The sequence below is a fragment of the Actinoplanes sp. NPDC026670 genome (assembly GCF_040638175.1).
GTDB lineage: Bacteria > Actinomycetota > Actinomycetes > Mycobacteriales > Micromonosporaceae > Actinoplanes.
Map to the genome: position 1 here is coordinate 157509 of NZ_JBEZXU010000006.1, position 16977 is coordinate 174485.

Genomic DNA, 16977 nt, shown 5'->3' on the forward strand with positions numbered 1-16977 from the left:
ACGCCACCGCCGGGTCCGGACGCACCACCGGGGGACATACGGTGGCCGCGGTCGACGGGGTGACGACCGCGGCCACCTCGGATCAGGCGGGGGTGACCGGCAGGGACCAGACGTCGGAGACGGACGGGTCGTAGTTGCGGCCGTCGGCGTCCTCCTGGAAGCGGACGCGCACCGTGCCGTCCGCGATCAGATCGGCCCGGTCCACCAGGATCTGGTAGGTGACGGTGCCCTCCCCGCCCGCCGTGCGCTGGTAGGAGCGGGAGTGGACGACGACACCGTCGATCAGGACCTCGTAGTCCTTGATCTGGGCCTGGTTGTAGGTCTCGACGACACGGAGCACGAACGGCTGCCCGGCGGTGACCGCGAGGTCGAACTCGAAGTAGCCGCCGGCGACGCCCTGCTGGGTGTACCGCCGGGTCCGCCCGGCCTCGGTGTTGGTGCCCGACGTGGCCGAGGCCGTCAGATGGTGCGCCTGTTCCGAGGCGCTGTCCCCCAGGTCGGCGTGGTCGACCGCGCCGGACGGCGGCACCGCGACCACGACCCGGATCTCGGCGGTGGCCCGTTCCGCCGCGCCGGCGCCGGTGGCGGCCGTCAACGTGGCGGCGCCCTCGGTGACGGTCACCGGCGCGGTGACCGGCACCGTCACCGCCTGCTCCTGTCCGGCGGCCAGGTCATAGGACTGAGCCGGGCCGGCAGTCCATCCGCCCGGGGCGGTGACGGTGAGTTCTCCTCGTGCCGGGATCGTCGATCGGTTACGCAACGTCACGACAACATCGGTCGTGTCGCCCGGGGCCACGGTGTCCCGGCCCGGGTCGACACCGGTGATCTCCACCGGCGGCGCGATGGTCAGCGCGGTACTGATCGGCAGCGTGGCGGTGCCGATCGGCCGCCGGTAGGCGACGGTGCCGGCCAGGTCGGCGGCGCCTGGTTCCTGGCCGGCGCCGACCCGTACGTCATAGCGCGCGGTGACCGTGCCGCCGGGCCGGACCGAGGTCGCCGGTGCGGGCGCGACCGGAGTCACCGTCCAGCCGGTGGGCGCCGGCAGGGCGAACCGCACATCGGTCAGTGACGTGCCGCCCCGGTTCTCCAATCTCGCCTCGACCCGGACGACCGCGCCCGGAAGCAGGTCACCGGCCGGCACATGCACCGACGCGACCGCGCCGACCAGGGCGGCCGACACCCGGGACAGGCGGGTACGGATGTCGGCCAGCACGGCCCGCTGGCCGGCGCCGGCCCGGCGGTCGAGGTCGGCGGCCGCGGCCAGCGCCACGTGCACGGTGGCGGCGGTGGCCGCCGGGGACACCACGCCGTACCCACGGTCGGCTGCCTCGACCGCGATCCGCAGAGCCCGGGCCGAAGGTTCCGCGGACACCAGGGAAGCGGCGGCGGCCCGGGCCTCGCCGAGATCACCGCGGACGGTGTCGACCGCGAACCGGTAGCTGCCGGCGCCCACGGTGAACACGGCGGTGGACCCGTTCATCCGCACGAACCGGACGCCGTCGGCCCCGGCGGCCGGACGGCCGCCCTCGGTGACGGCCCAGCGACTGGCCGCCGGGATCTCCACGGTGGCCGTGGTGTTGCCGGGCACGGTCACGTTCAGCGACATCTGCCCGGCCGTGTCCAGTTTCCAGTCGCTGACGAACCGGCCGTACCGGGAGAGGTAGGTGGCCCGCGCCGAGGTGAGCCCGCCGCCGGGTTTCGGCGCGATGGTGACGTGCCGGTATCCGGGCGCGCTGTCGTCCGGGCGGATGCCGCCGATGGTCCGGTACATCCAGTCGCCGACCGCGCCGTACGCGTAATGGTTGAAGGAATTCATGCTGACGTCGCCGAAGGTGCCGTCGGGTTTGATCGAGTCCCAGCGTTCCCAGATCGTGGTGGCGCCGCGGGCGATCTCATAGCCCCACGAGGGGTAGTCCCGGTTGGTCAGCAACCGGTAGGCGATGTCCAGGTTGCCGGTGTCGGACAGCGCCGGCAGCAGGTCGGGCGTGCCGAGGAAGCCGGTCGACAGGTGGTAGCCGCGCGACGCGACCCGCTCCGCGAGGCGCTTTCCGGCGGCGTCGCGCAGGGCGGCCGGGACCAGGTCGAAACTCAGGGCCAGCACGTACGCGGTCTGGCTGTCACCCTGGATCCGGCCGTCGGCGGTGAGGTAGGCGTCAGCGAACGCCCCGGCGACGGCGGTGGCGCGAGCGCCATATCTCTCGGCGTCCGCGGTGCGGCCCAGTGCCGCGGCCATTTCGGAGAAGAGCCGGGTGCTGTACGCGGCATAAGCGGTCCCGACCACGCCGGCGGGAGTCGGGTCGTCCAGGTTCAGCCAGTCCAGGTACGGGCCGGCGTCGGGCCGCAGGAGCCCGCGGCTGGTGGCCTGCACGTAGTCGACGTACCGGCGCATCGAGTCGTAGTGGTCGGCCAGCACCTTCGTGTCGCCGTAGCGTTTCCACAGCGTGTAGGGCACCGTGATGCCGGCGTCGGCCCAGCCGGAGACCCCTTCGCCGCAGCAGCTGCGGGGCGCCACGTCGGGGTAGGCGCCGTTGGCGGACTGGGCGTCGCGCATGTCGGCCAGCCACTTGGTGAGGAAGCTCAGCGAGTCCATGTTGAACGTCGCGGTCTCGGCGAACACGTTGATGTCGCCGGTCCAGCCGAGCCGCTCGTCGCGGGCCGGCGTGTCGGTCGGCACGGACAGGAAGTTGCCGCGCTGGCCCCACACGATGTTGCTCTGCAGCTGGTTGACCATCGGGTCGGAGGTGGTCAGCTCACCGGTGAACGGCGCGGCCGTGCCCATCACCCGCCCGGTCACCGCGGACAGCGGCGGCGTTCCCGGGTATCCGGTCAGCTCGACGTACCGGAAGCCGTGGAAGGTGAATCTGGGCTCGTACACCTCGGCGCCCGTACCGGCGAGGGTGTAGTAGTCGGTGGCCTGGGCGGTCCGCAGATTGGCGGTGTAGACCGTGCCGTCCGGGTTGAGGACCTCGGCGTGCCGGATCCGCACCGTCTGCCCGGCGTCGCCGGTGACCTTGAGCCGGGTCGAGCCGACCATGTTCTGGCCGAGGTCGAAGACCCACACGCCGGGTTTGACCTGGGTGACCGTCTTCGCGGCGAGCTCGCCGGTCACCTTGACCGGCGGGTCGACCTGCGCGACCAGGCGGCTGGTCGGGTTGCCGGTGGAGGTGTCGCGGACGGTGGCCGCCGGCCAGGCGGTGTCGTCGAACGCGGAGGTACGCCAGCCCGGCGGGTCGAGCCGCGCGTCGTACGTCTCGCCGTGGATGTTGTCGCCCCGCAGCACCGGGCCGTCGGCGGACCGCCAGGTTCCGTCGCTGCCGATGATCTGCGAGGTGCCGTCGGTGTAGTCGATGCGCAACTGGGCGAGCAGTTCGGGCCGTTCGCCGTAGAGTTTGTCGCCGAGCCAGGCGATGGAGCCGGAGTACCAGCCGTCGCCGAGCATCGCGCCGATGGTGTTGTCCCCGGCGACCAGCTGGTCGGTGACGTCGAAGGTCTGGTACTGGATCCGCTTGGCGTAGTCGGTCCAGCCCGGTGCGAGCTGGTGGTCACCGACCCGCGAGCCGTTGAGCGACAACTCGTAGACACCGAGCGCGGTCGAGTAGATCCGGGCCCGGCTGACCGTACGGTCGACCCGGAACTCCCGGCGCAGCAGTGGCTTGCCGCCCGGTTCGGCCAGCAGCGTCTCGGTCGAGCCGGAGACGGACAGTCCCTGTGGCGTCGGGGTGCCGGCGGTGAACGGGTTGGTCCCCCGGGTGAGGTCGGCGTCCACCTCGATCCTGCCGGCGACGGTGAGCCGCACCGAGTGGACGACGGCCGACTCCGGGTTCGACGTGCGCAGCCCGATGGTGCCGCTCGTGCGCCTGGTGTCGACGGTGGTGTCGACCAGGGTGCCGTCCACGAACGTCCGGATGGTGCTGCCGGCCGCCTCGATCCGCAGGTCGTGGGGTTTGTTGAAGTCGGCGGGCGCGATCACGGCGTCGATCGGCACCTGTTTGAGCAACTGCCAGCTGCCGCCGGTGCGCACGTGCGGGCGCAGGACGGGGGCGTTGCCGAAGTTGGCGAGCTGCCACATGTACGCGTCGTTGACCCCCTTCGCGCGGAAGAAGACCCCGGCCGCGTCACGGGTCACCGTCAGGCGGACGTCGACGGTGTAGTCCGACCAGGAGGTGCTGGGGCGGTCCCGGCCGATCCACTTCGCCTGCCAGTCGCCGGTGTTGAGCAGGCCGGTCTCCCACCAGGACGGGGTGCTCCAGGCCGAGCCGCGGCCGGCGGCGTCCCAGACGCGGACCTGCCAGTGGTAGCGGGTGGCGGACGTCAGGGCGGGGCCGGCGTACGCGACCTGGGTGGAGTCGGTGCTGGTGATCCGCCCGCTGTCCCAGACGTCGGGCCGGCCGGTGGACAGTCCGGCCGCAGTGGACGCGACGCGGACCTGGTAGGCGGACTGGGTGACGCCGCGCTGTGCCGAGCCGATCTGCCAGCCGAGCCGGGGCGCCGGCGTGTCGAGGCCGAGGGCGCCGGGAACGCCCTCGACGGTCAGGCCGGTGACGGTCGGTGCGGGAGCGGCCGCGGCAGCCGCCGGGCCGGGAACGCCGGTGAGGGTCGCGAGGGTGATCGCGACGGTGAGCAGTCGGATGCCCGCCCTCCGGGCGGTGCGGTGCAATCTCGTTTCTCGGTTCATGGTCTGCCCTTCTGATCGGGTCTGCATGACTGAGATGCCGTGGATCGGGCACGCCGAAATGCGGCACGTGACGGCGCGCCGAGTAGGTGAAACGTTTCAGGGTGATTGGTAACACGATCGTACGGACACCGTCACGCGAGCGCAACGATCGGCCACAGTGGATGGCCTTAGCAGCCCCGATGAATGCCCGGCAACCGGGGTCCGCGGGCCATGTGTGGATCACACCCGCTGGACGGCGAAGGCTTAGGTTAGCCTAACCTCTGGGTCGGAATTGCCTTCCAGCTACACGTGGAGTTCTCTTGCGTACCCCATCCAGGCTCTTTGCCGCCGCGGCGTCCATTGCCGTCGCGCTGTCCCTCACCGCCTGCGGAGGCTCGTCGGAGGAGCCCGCGGCCACCTCCTCCGCGCCGGCCACGGCGCAGTTCCCGGTCACCATCACCCACGCCTTCGGCACCACGACGATCGACGCGAAGCCGGAGCGGGTCGCCTCGGTCGCCTGGGCCAACCACGAGGTGGCGCTCGCCCTCGGTGTCGTGCCCGTCGGTTTCGCCAAGGCGGCCTGGGGTGACGACGACGGCGACGGCGTCCTGCCGTGGGTCGAGACGAAGCTGACCGAGCTCGGCGCCGGCACCCCGGTGCTGTTCGACGAGGCCGACAGCATCGACTTCGAGGCTGTCGCCGACACCAACCCCGACGTCATCCTGGCCGCCTACAGCGGGCTGACCAAGGAGGACTACGACAAGCTCAGCCAGATCGCGCCGACCGTGGCGTACCCCAAGCTCGCCTGGGGCACCACGCTGGACGACATGATCAAGCTGAACAGCCAGGCGCTCGGCCTCGCCACCCAGGGTGACGCGCTCATCGCCTCGCTGAAGAAGCAGGTAACCGACGCGGCCGCCAAGTACCCGAAGCTGGCCGGCAAGAAGGTCATGTTCTCCTACCTGGACCCGAAGGACTTCAGCCAGGTCGGCTTCTACACCCTGCACGACCCGCGGGCCGGCTTCCTGGCCGACAACGGGTTCGGCACGCCGGCCGCCATCGCGAAGAAGTCGGCCGAGTCCAGCACGTTCTGGGAGACCATCAGCGCCGAGCAGGCCGACCAGTTCGCCGACGTCGACATCATCATCACCTACGACGACGCCAAGGGCTCGATCCTCGCCGCCGCACAGAAGGACCCGCTGATGTCGAAGATCCCGGCGATCGCCCGGGGCTCGGTGGCCGGCATGCAGGACTCGACGCCGCTCGCGGCCTCGGCCAACCCGTCGCCGCTGTCCATCGGCTGGGGCATCGACCAGTACTTCGCCGCGCTGTCCGCCGCCGCCGACAAGATCTAGTGGACACTGTCACCACCGGAGCGCCGCCGGCCGCCGTCACCACACGGCGGCCGGCGGTGCTCCGTACCGGCTGGTTCGCTGTCGCCCTGATCGTTCTCGCCCTCGCCTGTGCCGCGTCGGTCGCGTTCGGCGCCCGGGTGATCAGCCTGGACGAGATCGTGTCGGCGTTCTCCGGCGGCGGCGACGGCATCGCTGAGGCAGCGGTGCTCCAGCGCGTGCCGCGCACCGTGATGGCCCTGCTGGTCGGCGCCTCGCTGGGCCTGGCCGGCGCGGTCCTGCAGGGTGTCACCCGCAACCCGCTCGCCGACCCGCAACTGCTCGGCGTCACCTCCGGGGCGTCGTTCTTCGTCGTCGTCGGGATCGCGTTCTTCGGGCTGTCCAGCCCGTTCGCCTACGTGTGGGTGGCGATCGCCGGCTGTGTGGTGGCCGCGGCGTTCGTCTACCTGGTCGCGTCGCTGGGCAGTGGCGGGCCCACCCCGCTCAAGCTGGCACTCGCCGGCGCGGTCACCGCGGCCGCGCTCAGCTCGCTGGTGAGCGTGATCCTGCTGCCGAGGATCACCGTGATGAACGAGTTCCGGTTCTGGCAGATCGGCGGGGTCGGCGGCGCGACGTACGACCGGGCTCTGATGATCCTGCCGTTCCTGCTGGTCGGCGTGGTGATCTGCGCGGCCTCGGCCCGGAAGCTCAACTCGCTGGCACTCGGCGACGACGTCGCGGCCGGGCTGGGCGAGCACGTGATCCGTACCCGGATCATCGCGTCCGCCGGCGCGTTCATCCTCTGCGGCGCGGCCACCGCTGTCGCCGGCCCGATCGGCTTCGTCGGGCTCGTCGTGCCGCACGTGTGCCGACTGCTGATCGGCATCGACCACCGCTGGCTGCTGCCCTACTCGGCGCTGGTCGGCGCGATCCTGCTGACCACCGCCGACGTGATCGGGCGGGTCGTGGCCCGGCCCTCGGAGGTCGACGTCGGCATCGTCACCGCCCTGGTCGGCGCCCCGTTCTTCATCTACATCGCACGACGGCAGAAGGTGTCGGCCCTATGAGCAGCGCGACGATCACCAAGGCCGCAGGGGTCGCCGGCATCGCCCGCGGCCGGGCCCGCCGGGCCCGCCGGTTCCGGGTCACGGTCACCGTCCTGGCCGTCCTCGTGGTGGCCGTCTACGGCACGAGCCTGATGGCCGGCAAGACCTTCTACGGCCCGGACGAGGTGTGGCGGGTCATCCTCGGCGAGCGGGTCCAGGGCGCCACCTTCACCGTCGGCGTGCTGCGGCTGCCGCGGGCGACGCTGGCCGTGCTCACCGGGTTCGCGTTCGGTATCGCCGGGGCGATGTTCCAGACGATGCTGCGCAATGCGCTGGCCTCGCCGGACGTCATCGGCATCTCCACCGGCGCCAGCGCCGCCGCCGTCTGGGCCATCGTGATCATGAAGATCCCGTCCGCGACGACGGTCTCGCTGCTGGCCATCGGCGCCGCGCTGATCACGTCACTGACCATCTACCTGCTCGCCTATCGCGGGGGCATGCTCGGGTCCCGGCTGATCCTGGTCGGCATCGGCATCGCCGCGATGCTGGAGAGCATCGTCAGCTACGTCATCATCCGGGCCGCGTCCTGGGACCTGCAGACGGCGATGCGGTGGCTGACCGGCAGCCTCAACTCGGCCTCGTGGGAGCAGGTGCAGCCACTGCTGGCCGCGATGATCGTCTTCGTGCCGCTGCTCCTGCTGCTGACCCGCAACCTGGAACAGCTCCGGCTCGGCAACGACACCGCGGCCGCGCTCGGGGTGCCGGTGGAACGGACCCGGCTCGCCGCCATCCTCGCCGCGACCGCGCTGATCGCGTTCGCCACCGCCGCCGCCGGGCCGATCGCGTTCGTCGCCTTCCTGTCCGGCCCGATCGCGGCCCGGCTCGTCGGGTCGGCCGGGTCGATCCTGGTGCCGGCCGGGCTCGTCGGCTCACTGCTGGTGCTCGTCGCCGACCTGGCCGCGCAGTACGCGTTCGGCACCCGCTATCCGGTCGGCGTGATCACCGGCGCGCTGGGCGCCCCGTACCTCGTGTTCCTGCTCATCCGCATCAATCGCGCGGGAGGCTCCCTGTGACCGAAGCCCACACGCTCGACGTCGAGAAGGTCACCCTCGGCTATGGCGAGCGGACCGTCGTCGACGCGCTCGATCTGCGGCTGCCGCCCGGGCGGATCACCGCCATTGTCGGCGCGAACGCCTGCGGCAAGTCCACCCTGCTCCGGGCCATGTCCCGGCTACTGGCCCCCCGGGCGGGCCGGGTGGTGCTGGACGGCAAGGACCTGCACAAGCAGCCGACCAAGGAGGTGGCCCGGACGCTCGGTCTGCTCCCCCAGTCGCCGATCGCCCCCGAGGGCATCGTGGTGGCCGACCTCGTGTCCCGGGGCCGGCATCCGCATCAGCGGGTCCTGACCCGGTGGGGCGCGCAGGACGACGAGGCGGTGCACCGGGCGCTGGAGATGACCGGGACCCTGTCACTGGCCGACCGCCCGGTCGACGAACTCTCCGGCGGGCAGCGGCAGCGGGTGTGGATCGCGATGACCCTCGCCCAGCAGACCGACATCCTGATGCTCGACGAGCCGACCACCTTCCTGGACGTCAGTCACCAGGTGGAGGTGCTGGACCTGCTCATCGACCTGAACCGGGAACGCGGCACCACGGTGCTGATGGTGCTGCACGATCTGAACATGGCCGCACGCTACGCCGACCATCTGATCGCCATGGCCGGCGGCGCGATCCACGCCCAGGGCGACCCGGCCGCTGTGCTGACGGTCGACACCGTCCAGGCGGTCTTCGGCATGAACTGCAAGGTCATCGACGATCCGGTGTCGGGCAAGCCGCTGGTGATCCCGATCGGCCGGCACGACGCTCCCGCCTCGGCCTGATCGAACGGGCCGGGGCATCTCGCCCCGGCCCGTTTCACCAGGCCGGGTGCGTTCACGAGGCCTGGTGGGTTCACGAGGCTGGGTGCGCTCACCAGGCTGGGTGGGCGAACAACGCCGGGACGCCGCCGCTGTGCAGGAACACCACACGGGACCCGTGGCCGCCCGCGATCAGTGACGCCATCGCCCGGCCGGTGTACGTCGGGTCCAGGAAGACGCCTTCGAGCCGGGCCGTGAGCTGCAGCGCCTGCCGTACCGGTCCGGTCAGCGCGGCATAGCCCGCGCCGACCTGGTTCCGGTCCACGCGCAGGTCCAGCGACTCGTCGCCGAGCAGCCCGCGGACCGCCGCCGCCGGATCGGGCAGCGCGCCGACGTCGACGCCCACGACCCGGGACGGCCCGAGTTCGCGGACCAGCCCGGCCATCGTTCCGCCGGAGCCCAGCGGCACCACCACCGAGTCGAAATCGCCGATCTGATCACGTAGCTCACGGCCGCATCGCGCGTAGCCTTCCACCGACACCGCCGACGACCCACCGAAGGGGATCACGAAGGCGTCCCCGCGCTCCTGCTCGACAGCCGACGCCAGCGGCCGGTCACCGGCCCACCTGACGTCCGCGCCGGCCAGCTCGTCCAGCAGCAGGTTGCCACCGGCGGCCGCGGGCGGGTCACCGGCCAGGACGAGCACACACCGCAACCCCAGCCGGGCGGCGGCCGCGGCGGTGAGCCGGGCGTGATTGCTCTGCGGGCCACCCGACGTGATGACGGTACGCGCGCCGGCGGCCACCGCCTCACCCAGCAGGAACTCCAGCTTGCGGACCTTGTTGCCGCCCCCGCCGAGCCCGCACAGGTCGTCACGCTTGAACCACAGCGCCGCCAGCCCGAGCCGGGCCGCCAGCCGGGGCGCCTCCTCTACGGGCGTGGGCCACGTACCCAGCGGAACCGAAGTGATCATCACCCGAGTATCCCCTGACGCCCGCTGTCCGACGGCGTCCACACCGGTTCGAGGCTTCCCTCCGCGTCGTAGAACACGTAGGGCCGGAGGTCCGCGGATCCTTCGAGCATCCGGTGGAGCGCGTGCGGCCGCCCGCCCTCGACGGCGAGGATCGGCTGGGCCGCCAGCAGGTCGCGCTCCCCGGCGGCGATGTCAGCGATCTCTGCTCGGTGAGCGGCTGACACACCTCGGCCACGAAGCCGGCCAGCCGCTGCGGTGTGACTCCCGGCCGACGATCCCGATACTCGAACACCGAAGACCAATCCACAGCGCCCGATCATTCCCCATCACCGGCCCACTCGAGTTTCGCCATTTGGGCAGCGTCATTGCAGGTCAGGGTCGCAGCTGAGGTGGGTCTCGCATTCGTGCTGGTCAACGTCATCCTTAGCGAGCTTCGCAAGATCATCGTGTGGTCTCATGACCTTGGCGAGCTACCCAGAGGCGATGCCGGGAGCGGACCGCCGAGAGTGGGCCTGCCGACCGCAGCGATGGTCAGCGCACACGTTCGCCCGGCCGGAGCGATGGTCAGCGCACACGTTCGCCGATCGTGTGCGTCTGCTTCGCTCTGACGGGGACGGGCGCACACGTTGTGCCTTCTGTGTGCGCTGGTCGTCGTCCCGGCGAGGGTGAAGTCGCACGTTGCGGCATTGTGTGCGCTGGTCGTCGCGCGCCGGTGACCATGCCGGGCCGGGCGCCGGCGACCGCGTCTGGCCGAAGGACCGGCGACCGCGTCTGGCGGGGGTGCCCGCCGCGGAGACTGACCCGGAACGAACGACCGCAGTCGGTCAGGCGCCCTGGACGAACGTGATGCCGGCGGTGACCCGTTCGCGGTCGGCGGTGTCGGTCACCTGCTGGAACCAGTACATCGCCTCGCCGGGTGCGTCCTCGCCCGCCGCCACCTCGCCGAGCAGCAGGAGGTAACGCGACTCGGCCAGACCGCCGGGACCGGCCGGCAGCGCCGGGGGCGCGGGTTCCGGCTCGGTGTCGAGCAGCAGGTCGTCCAGCTGATCCCGGGCCAGGCGGCGGGTGTCCGCGTCACCGTGGTCGGCGGCGGCCGTGAACCATCTGACCGCCTCGCCGATCCGGCCGTCGAACGCGGCGATCCGGCCGAGGAGCAACTCACCGTCCGCGCGGTGCGCCGACTCCTCCTCGGCGAGCGGCGACAGCACCTCGACCGCGCGCTGATGCTCGCCCCGGCGCACCAGGAGGCCTCCGAAATACCGGCGGGCGGTCGCCCGTACCGCCGGATCCTGGGCTTCGATCCCTGGCTCCAGAAACGCCGCCGCCTCGTCGACGTCGCCGTGCGCGAGTCTCGCCGCACCCAGGGAGACCCGCGCGCGCAGCAGCGTCTCCCCCGTGGCGACCTCGGTGACCCTGGTCAGGATCGTCATCGCGGCCTCGACCTCGTCCTCGACGAAGAGGGCTTCGCCCTGTTCGATGACTTCGACGATCCGCTGCCGTTCGACGTCCTCGCCGCCGATCGGCAGGACCGCGTCGGGGTCGCCGAGCCGGATCCGCACCACCCCGAGCTGTGTCTCGGCCATCGCCCGGACCCCGGCCGGCACGGCGTCCTCCGCCGCGATCACCGCCCGGAACAGGGTCTCCGCCTCGTCCAGGTCACCTGCCGCGGCGGCGATGCGGCCCAGTTGGTAGCGGGAGGCCGACGCGACGTCCGCGGCCTCCGACCCGGCCGCCGCCAGCAGGTGTTCCACCGCCTGTTCCGGCTGCCCGGACCGGGCCTGAAGGGTGCCCAGCCAGAACCGGGCGCTGCTCGCCACCCGGTCGTTGTCGGCGTCGGCGGCCATTTCGAACAGCCGCCGGGCCTCCGCCGGCTCGCCGTCGGCGAGCAGGATGCCGAGGTCGATCGCGGCGACCGGCGACCAGTCCGGATGGTCGGCATCGATCACCCGGCGGTACGCGTCAGCCGCGCCGGCCAGGTCACCTTCCGCGGCGAGCAGGTCACCGAGCAGGTCGACGGCACGCATCGCGGGGCCGGCCGCCTCCGCCTGCCCGGCCTCGGTGAGCAGCGCGATCGCCGGTTCGATCTGCCGCTGCCGGGCCAGCAGCAGTCCCAGGTCGACCATCGCGGTCGGCGCCCACTCCGGATGCCCGGAGTCGATGGCCTGCCGGTAGGCGCTCTCGGCCGCGTCGGCGTCGACATCCGCGAGCAGGTCGCCGAGGAAGTCGGCGGCTTTCGGCGACTGATAGGGGTGACCGGCCGCGGCGACCTCGGTGAGCAGGGTGCGGGCTCGTTCCCGGTCCTCGTCGTCGCCCTGCATGTGCAGGAACGCGAGGGTCACCTTGGCCTGGGCGGTGGCGTTGGCGTCGTTGGTGACAGCAGCCGTCTCCAGCAGGGTCCGGGCCTCGTCCCAGTCACCCTGGAGGAACAGCAGACTGCCCAGGTTGGCCTGCGCGAGCGGCACCACCTCGTCGATGCCCGATGCCGACGACTTCTCCAGCAGGGTGCGGGCCCGGTCCAGTTCGCCCTGCATCATGAACAGGTTGCCCAGGTTCATCTGGGCGAACGGGACCGCCACCTCGGCCCGGAACCGGCGGGCCAGCGCCTCGGGCAGGGCGAGGTCGCCGTGCGGGTCGACGGTCGCGGGGCCGGTCGGCACCGGCGCCCGGCCGGTTTCCCGGGCCAGCCACACCTGCCCGAGCTGTGCCTCGGCGGCCACCGCGACATGCGGTTCCGCCGCGTCGATGACCTGCACCAGCAGTTCTTCGGCGGCGTTGAGGTCACCCCGGTGCAGCAGGAGGACACCCAGGTTGATCCGGGCCAGCACGGCCGTCTCGGCCGGCCCCTCGGCGACGGCTCGCAGCACCGTGTCGGCGCCCGCCTCGTCGCCGGCCACCATGAGCAGCTCCCCGAGCAGCGCGCCCGACCGGGCCGCGGTCTCGGCGTCGGCGGCTGATTCGTACGCCCGGCGCGCGGCCCGCTCGGCCACGTCCGTCCGGCCCTGGATCAGGGCGACCAGCGACACCCGGAACAGGTCGTCGGGTTCGGCCGCCCCGAGGATCCAGTCCCACGTCTCGGCCGGGACGGTCCGGCCCTGGCTCTCGTCGAACTCGACGATGTAGTCGAACGCCTGGTAGCCGGGGCCGGACGGGCGTACCAGGGCGATGCTGCCGGCCACCGGCTGGCAGGCCCACCGCAGCCCGGTGTCGAAGGCGTCCCGGTCGTCGCCGGGCACCGGCACGTCGAGGTATCTGCGGGCCAGGTCACGCAGCGCCGGTTCCGGGATGGGCCGGTCCACGCCGGCCCGCCGCCAGTCGATCACGGCCCGCAGGACGGCCCACTCGTAGGGGCTCCCGTCGGCGGCGGCGTGGTAGCGGCTCTCCAGCCGCGGCGCGGCGACCATGGTCTCGCCGATGCCACGGTCGGTGAAGTCCATCTGCGGGTAGAGCCGGCTGGCGTGCCCGCGTTCCTCGTCGGTGAGCAGGCTGTCCAGGACCACCTTGCCGCGCTGGATCCGGGTCATCACCCCACGGTCGGCGGTGGAACCCTGCGCGGACTCGAACGCCGTCCAGGTCATCGTGGCCACGATGGTGACGTCCGGATGCCGGGTGGTGAGCCGCTGCAGGGTCCGCAGGTCGAGGCCGCCCGGTTTGAGGTACCGCTCCAGGTTCTCCAGCCAGATCACCACGGGCTGCCGGGCGACGGGCAGCAGCTCGGTGAGCGTGGCGAGACCCGGATTGTCCGGCTGGGGGACGGCGATCCGGGCGCCCCGGCCGTCGTACCAGCGGCGCAACACCTCGATCAGGGTCCGTGACTTGCCGGATTTGGACTTGCCGACGAGCAGGACGAACGGCTGGGTGGCCAGCGCCTGTTCGAGGTCCCGTTCGGCGTTGGCGCGCTCCACGTACGGGTTGAGCGGCTGTTCCGCGGTCGTGGAGATCGCCGGCGAGACGCCGAGGTCGTGGATGTCCACCTCGGCCAGGCCGGGCAGCATGCCACCGGGGTCCAGCGGGAGCGCCAGGGTCGCCTGCAGGTCGTCCTGCTCGGCCGGGCTCAGCGCCGCCTCGTCGACGTGCTCGCCGAGGTCGGGCCAGTATCGGGCCAGCACCTGCACCGGGATGGCGTAGGCGGTGCGCTGCTGGGCCTGTCTGTCGGCGCCGACGGCCATGCCGACGACGGCCTGCCACTGGTCGTCCCAGACGGGCGCGCCGGAGTAGCCGTGGCTGAGCTGATGGCCCACGGTCTCGGCGGATCGCAGGCCCAGCCACTCGTCGTGGGCGGCCCCTTCGATCACCGCCACGGCCGGGACGGCGCCGCTCTCGTGGCCGCGGGGGTAGCCGTAGACGCGTACCCGATGGTCGAGGATCCGCCGGTCGGTGACCCGCATCGGGGGCGCCACCGCCGCGTCCGGCGGCGGCTCGGCCAGGTCGAGCACGGCGACGTCACCGCGCCCACGGTCGTCGAGGTCGGGATGCCAGCCGCCGGACGTCACGGTGGCCGGGATCGGACGGTCGTCGCCGGCCCACTGGAATTCGACGAGGACCGGCTCGTCCGGCGGCTGTTCACCGGGCGGGTCGGCCACCACGTGCGCGCAGGTCAGGACGCGGCCACCGGGGATCAGGAATCCGGCGCCGACCGGCACGCCGTCCCGGGAGCGCCTGATCCGGACCAGCCAGGTGGGCGCGACCGACATCAGCGTGTCGTGCGGTCCGGATCGCGCTGCCAGCGCAGCTTGACGACGATGTGGGCCTCGGCCGCGGTCTTGGCGACCATCGCGCTGGCCTCGGCGGTGAGCTTGATGCCGAACTCGATCTCGTGCTCGTCGGGTGACATGTCGCGCACCAGCGTGGTCACCGACCGCATCGCCGGCAGCACCGCCGCCAGCGCCTCCTCCAGCCGTTTACCGGCCTCGACGACACCGGCGCGGTCCCGGGAGATCCGGTCCATGCCGAACGCGTCGTCGTCGACCTCCACGAGCAGTGTCTCGCCTTCGGCGGTGGCGAACCGTACGACCTCGCTCATGCCGCGGAACGGTACCCGGCCATGACGGCCGTCAGGTGTGCTGATTTACGACAGTGTCTTCGTTCCGGCCTGCCGATAATGTGGACGGTCATCGAAGATCGGGAGAGTGTGGTGATCGTCGGGCTTTCGATCGAGGCCACCGGCGTGGTGTCCGCCGTGCGCCCGGCGGCCGGCGCACCACCCGAGACCGTCTCCGGCGGCGACCTGACGACGGTGTTCCGGTCCCCGGCCACGCGGTGCGTGGTCGCCGTCCCCGACAGATGGCTCGACGGCAGCGCCGACGGGGTCCGGCAGGCCGATCACTGGCGGCGGATCCTGCTGGAGGCCGGCGCCGGCGATCCCCGTTTCGTGGCCCGGTCGGTGGCGTGCGCCGGCGAGCGGGACGCCGTCGTCCACGACCTGTCCGGCCACAGCGTCACCGTGTCGGTGCTGCGTGACGGCGTCCTGACCGACTCGGTCACCGAGATCCCGCCCGGCGACGGCGACGTCCTCACCCGCCTGGCCGCCACCGTCCCGGGCCCGGCCGGCGCCCGCCGGGCCGAACTCGTCCTGGCCCGCGCCGCCACCACGGCACGCTACCGGCAGACGCCGCTCTACCACGGCCTCACCGCCGGCGAGATCCTCGACGCCTGGGCGCCTGTCGACGCCGCGATCCGACGCTGCCAAAAGGCTCTGACCGGCACCGATCGGCTGCCGGTGGTCCGGATCGGCGCCCTCGCGCACATCCCGGCCGGGCCGTCACCCGCCACCGGCACGAGCCCGGTCGCCGCCACCGAAGGCGCGTTGCGGCTGGCCGAGACGGACGGATCCACCCGTTCGGGGTACCCCTATCTGCTCACTCTGCCGGTCCATCGGGTGCACCGCGGAGAGTTGTGCTCGCAGCGGCTGACCATCGCCGAACCGGGCGATCCGGCGCCGTCCTGGACCCGGCGGGCCACCCCGCCGATCGAGGTGCCGCCCGGCGCGCCGGGCCGGTTCACCGTCGAACACAGCGCCGGCGCCGAGCCGACCGTGCTCACCCTGCCCGACGTGCCGCCCGGGACCTACCGGGTCCGAGTGTGGCCCGCCTTCCGCGGTCCCGGCGTGCTCGGCTGGTTCCCGGCCGACGGCGGCGCCCCTCACCTCACGGAGTTGCCGACGTGACCGATGCCCTCCGCGCCGAGATCATCACCGCTGTCGAGCAGACCGGCCCGGCCGCCGCGATGCGGGTCCTGCGGCTGGCGCTCACCCTGGCCGCCGAGGCCCTGCCCGACGAGCCCGACGACGTGACCGCGATCGAGACCGTGATCGCCCTCGACGACGCCCTCACCGCCTCCGGCGATCTGCGGCAGCGCACGCCCGCCCTGCTCGCGGCAGCCGACAGCGGCCCGGCGGTCGACGGCTACCTGCGCGACCGGCTCGCCGAGCTCACCGGCCTGACCGAACAGGTGGGCGCCGCCCGCGCCACCCTGACCGTGCTGCGACAGACCGAGAAGAACGTCGGCGCGCGACTCGCCGAATTGGCCGGGCTGCGCCTCGAAGTGGCCCGGCTGCGCCGTCAGGAGATGCTCGCCCGCGCCCTGACCGAACTCGACGCCCAGCGTGCCGAGCTCACCGCCCGCGCCGACACCCTGCAAAACCAGACGATCAACATCGAGGATGGGGTACGGCTAGAGGCCACCAACCTCATCCGGCTCAGTCACGAGAAACTCGCGGCACTGGCCGAGCCGGTACGCGAAGCGCTGTCCGCTGCCGCCGCGGCAGAGGACGCCCGTACCGCAGCGGTCACCGAACTCGCCGAAGCCGAAGCCCGCTCCGCGGCCGCCCGTACCGAGCTGCAACAGGCCATGGCCCGGTCCGCGGAGCTGCGGGCCGAGCAGGACGACCGGCTGGCCGCGCTGGCCGCGCACACCGAGGCGAACCAGCGGATCACCGAAGCCCTCCGGCTGCACCAGCCCGGTGCTACCGAGACGTCCGTGCTCACCGGCTTGCAGACTCTCCTGGCCGAGACCGCGGCCCGGCTCGCCGAGATCGACACCGCGCTGGCCGGCGTCCTCGACGACCGCGACGTGCGGCACCGCCGGGAACACACGGTTCGCGCCTGGACCGGCCGGTGACC

At 72.3% G+C, this 16977-nt stretch carries 11 protein-coding genes; 6 read left to right on the forward strand and 5 right to left on the reverse strand.

Annotation, left to right across the window (positions count from 1 at the left end):
- Window positions 1-82: 82 nt before the first annotated feature.
- Complete coding sequence (locus AB0E94_RS08500; RefSeq protein ID WP_360324000.1) at window positions 83-4675, reverse strand: family 78 glycoside hydrolase catalytic domain; 4593 nt, start codon at window positions 4673-4675, stop codon at window positions 83-85.
- Between the two features lie 299 nt (window positions 4676-4974).
- Between AB0E94_RS08500 and AB0E94_RS08505 the strand changes: the two genes are divergently transcribed.
- From AB0E94_RS08505 to AB0E94_RS08520, 4 genes are read left to right on the forward strand one after another with little or no spacing between them, the layout of a single operon-like run.
- Entirely contained in the window at window positions 4975-6009 is a 1035-nt protein-coding gene (locus tag AB0E94_RS08505; RefSeq protein WP_360324002.1) for an iron-siderophore ABC transporter substrate-binding protein, read from the forward strand.
- A complete protein-coding gene (locus AB0E94_RS08510; protein ID WP_360324004.1) occupies window positions 6009-7052 on the forward strand; it encodes an iron ABC transporter permease in 1044 nt (347 codons plus the stop codon). The genes AB0E94_RS08505 and AB0E94_RS08510 overlap by 1 nt, the downstream gene beginning before the upstream one ends.
- Complete coding sequence (locus AB0E94_RS08515) at window positions 7049-8104, forward strand: iron chelate uptake ABC transporter family permease subunit (RefSeq protein WP_360324006.1); 1056 nt, start codon at window positions 7049-7051, stop codon at window positions 8102-8104. The genes AB0E94_RS08510 and AB0E94_RS08515 overlap by 4 nt, the downstream gene beginning before the upstream one ends.
- Entirely contained in the window at window positions 8101-8910 is an 810-nt protein-coding gene (locus tag AB0E94_RS08520; RefSeq protein ID WP_360324008.1) for an ABC transporter ATP-binding protein, read from the forward strand. Before AB0E94_RS08515 ends, AB0E94_RS08520 begins: the two co-directional genes overlap by 4 nt.
- An 88-nt stretch (window positions 8911-8998) precedes the next feature.
- Here the strand turns inward: AB0E94_RS08520 and AB0E94_RS08525 are convergent, their stop codons facing one another.
- The 4 genes from AB0E94_RS08525 to AB0E94_RS08540 form a co-directional block, all read right to left on the reverse strand.
- Window positions 8999-9859: a pyridoxal-phosphate dependent enzyme gene (locus AB0E94_RS08525; protein ID WP_360324010.1), complete on the reverse strand. Its 861-nt coding sequence runs from the start codon at window positions 9857-9859 to the stop codon at window positions 8999-9001.
- A complete protein-coding gene (locus AB0E94_RS08530; RefSeq protein ID WP_360324012.1) occupies window positions 9859-10083 on the reverse strand; it encodes a hypothetical protein in 225 nt (74 codons plus the stop codon). The genes AB0E94_RS08525 and AB0E94_RS08530 overlap by 1 nt, the downstream gene beginning before the upstream one ends.
- Window positions 10084-10683: 600 nt before the next feature.
- Window positions 10684-14550, reverse strand: coding sequence for a tetratricopeptide repeat protein (locus AB0E94_RS08535; RefSeq protein WP_360324014.1), 3867 nt, complete (start codon window positions 14548-14550; stop codon window positions 10684-10686).
- A complete protein-coding gene (locus tag AB0E94_RS08540; protein ID WP_360324016.1) occupies window positions 14550-14879 on the reverse strand; it encodes a CU044_2847 family protein in 330 nt (109 codons plus the stop codon). The genes AB0E94_RS08535 and AB0E94_RS08540 overlap by 1 nt, the downstream gene beginning before the upstream one ends.
- Window positions 14880-14990: 111 nt before the next feature.
- On the opposite strand from AB0E94_RS08540, the gene AB0E94_RS08545 reads away from it, so the two are divergent.
- Both AB0E94_RS08545 and AB0E94_RS08550 read left to right on the forward strand, forming a co-directional pair.
- Window positions 14991-16022, forward strand: a complete 1032-nt coding sequence (locus AB0E94_RS08545; protein WP_360324018.1) for a hypothetical protein — start codon at window positions 14991-14993, stop codon at window positions 16020-16022.
- Window positions 16019-16975: a hypothetical protein gene (locus AB0E94_RS08550; RefSeq protein WP_360324020.1), complete on the forward strand. Its 957-nt coding sequence runs from the start codon at window positions 16019-16021 to the stop codon at window positions 16973-16975. The genes AB0E94_RS08545 and AB0E94_RS08550 overlap by 4 nt, the downstream gene beginning before the upstream one ends.
- Window positions 16976-16977 lie beyond the last annotated feature (2 nt).

Coding starts and splice junctions, on each gene's coding strand:
- AB0E94_RS08500 (WP_360324000.1), bottom strand. CDS start 4,675: ATGAACCGAGAAACGAGATTGCACCGCACCGCCCGGAGGGCGGGCATC.
- AB0E94_RS08515 (WP_360324006.1), top strand. CDS start 7,049: ATGAGCAGCGCGACGATCACCAAGGCCGCAGGGGTCGCCGGCATCGCC.
- AB0E94_RS08525 (WP_360324010.1), bottom strand. CDS start 9,859: ATGATCACTTCGGTTCCGCTGGGTACGTGGCCCACGCCCGTAGAGGAG.
- AB0E94_RS08535 (WP_360324014.1), bottom strand. CDS start 14,550: ATGTCGGTCGCGCCCACCTGGCTGGTCCGGATCAGGCGCTCCCGGGAC.
- AB0E94_RS08540 (WP_360324016.1), bottom strand. CDS start 14,879: ATGAGCGAGGTCGTACGGTTCGCCACCGCCGAAGGCGAGACACTGCTC.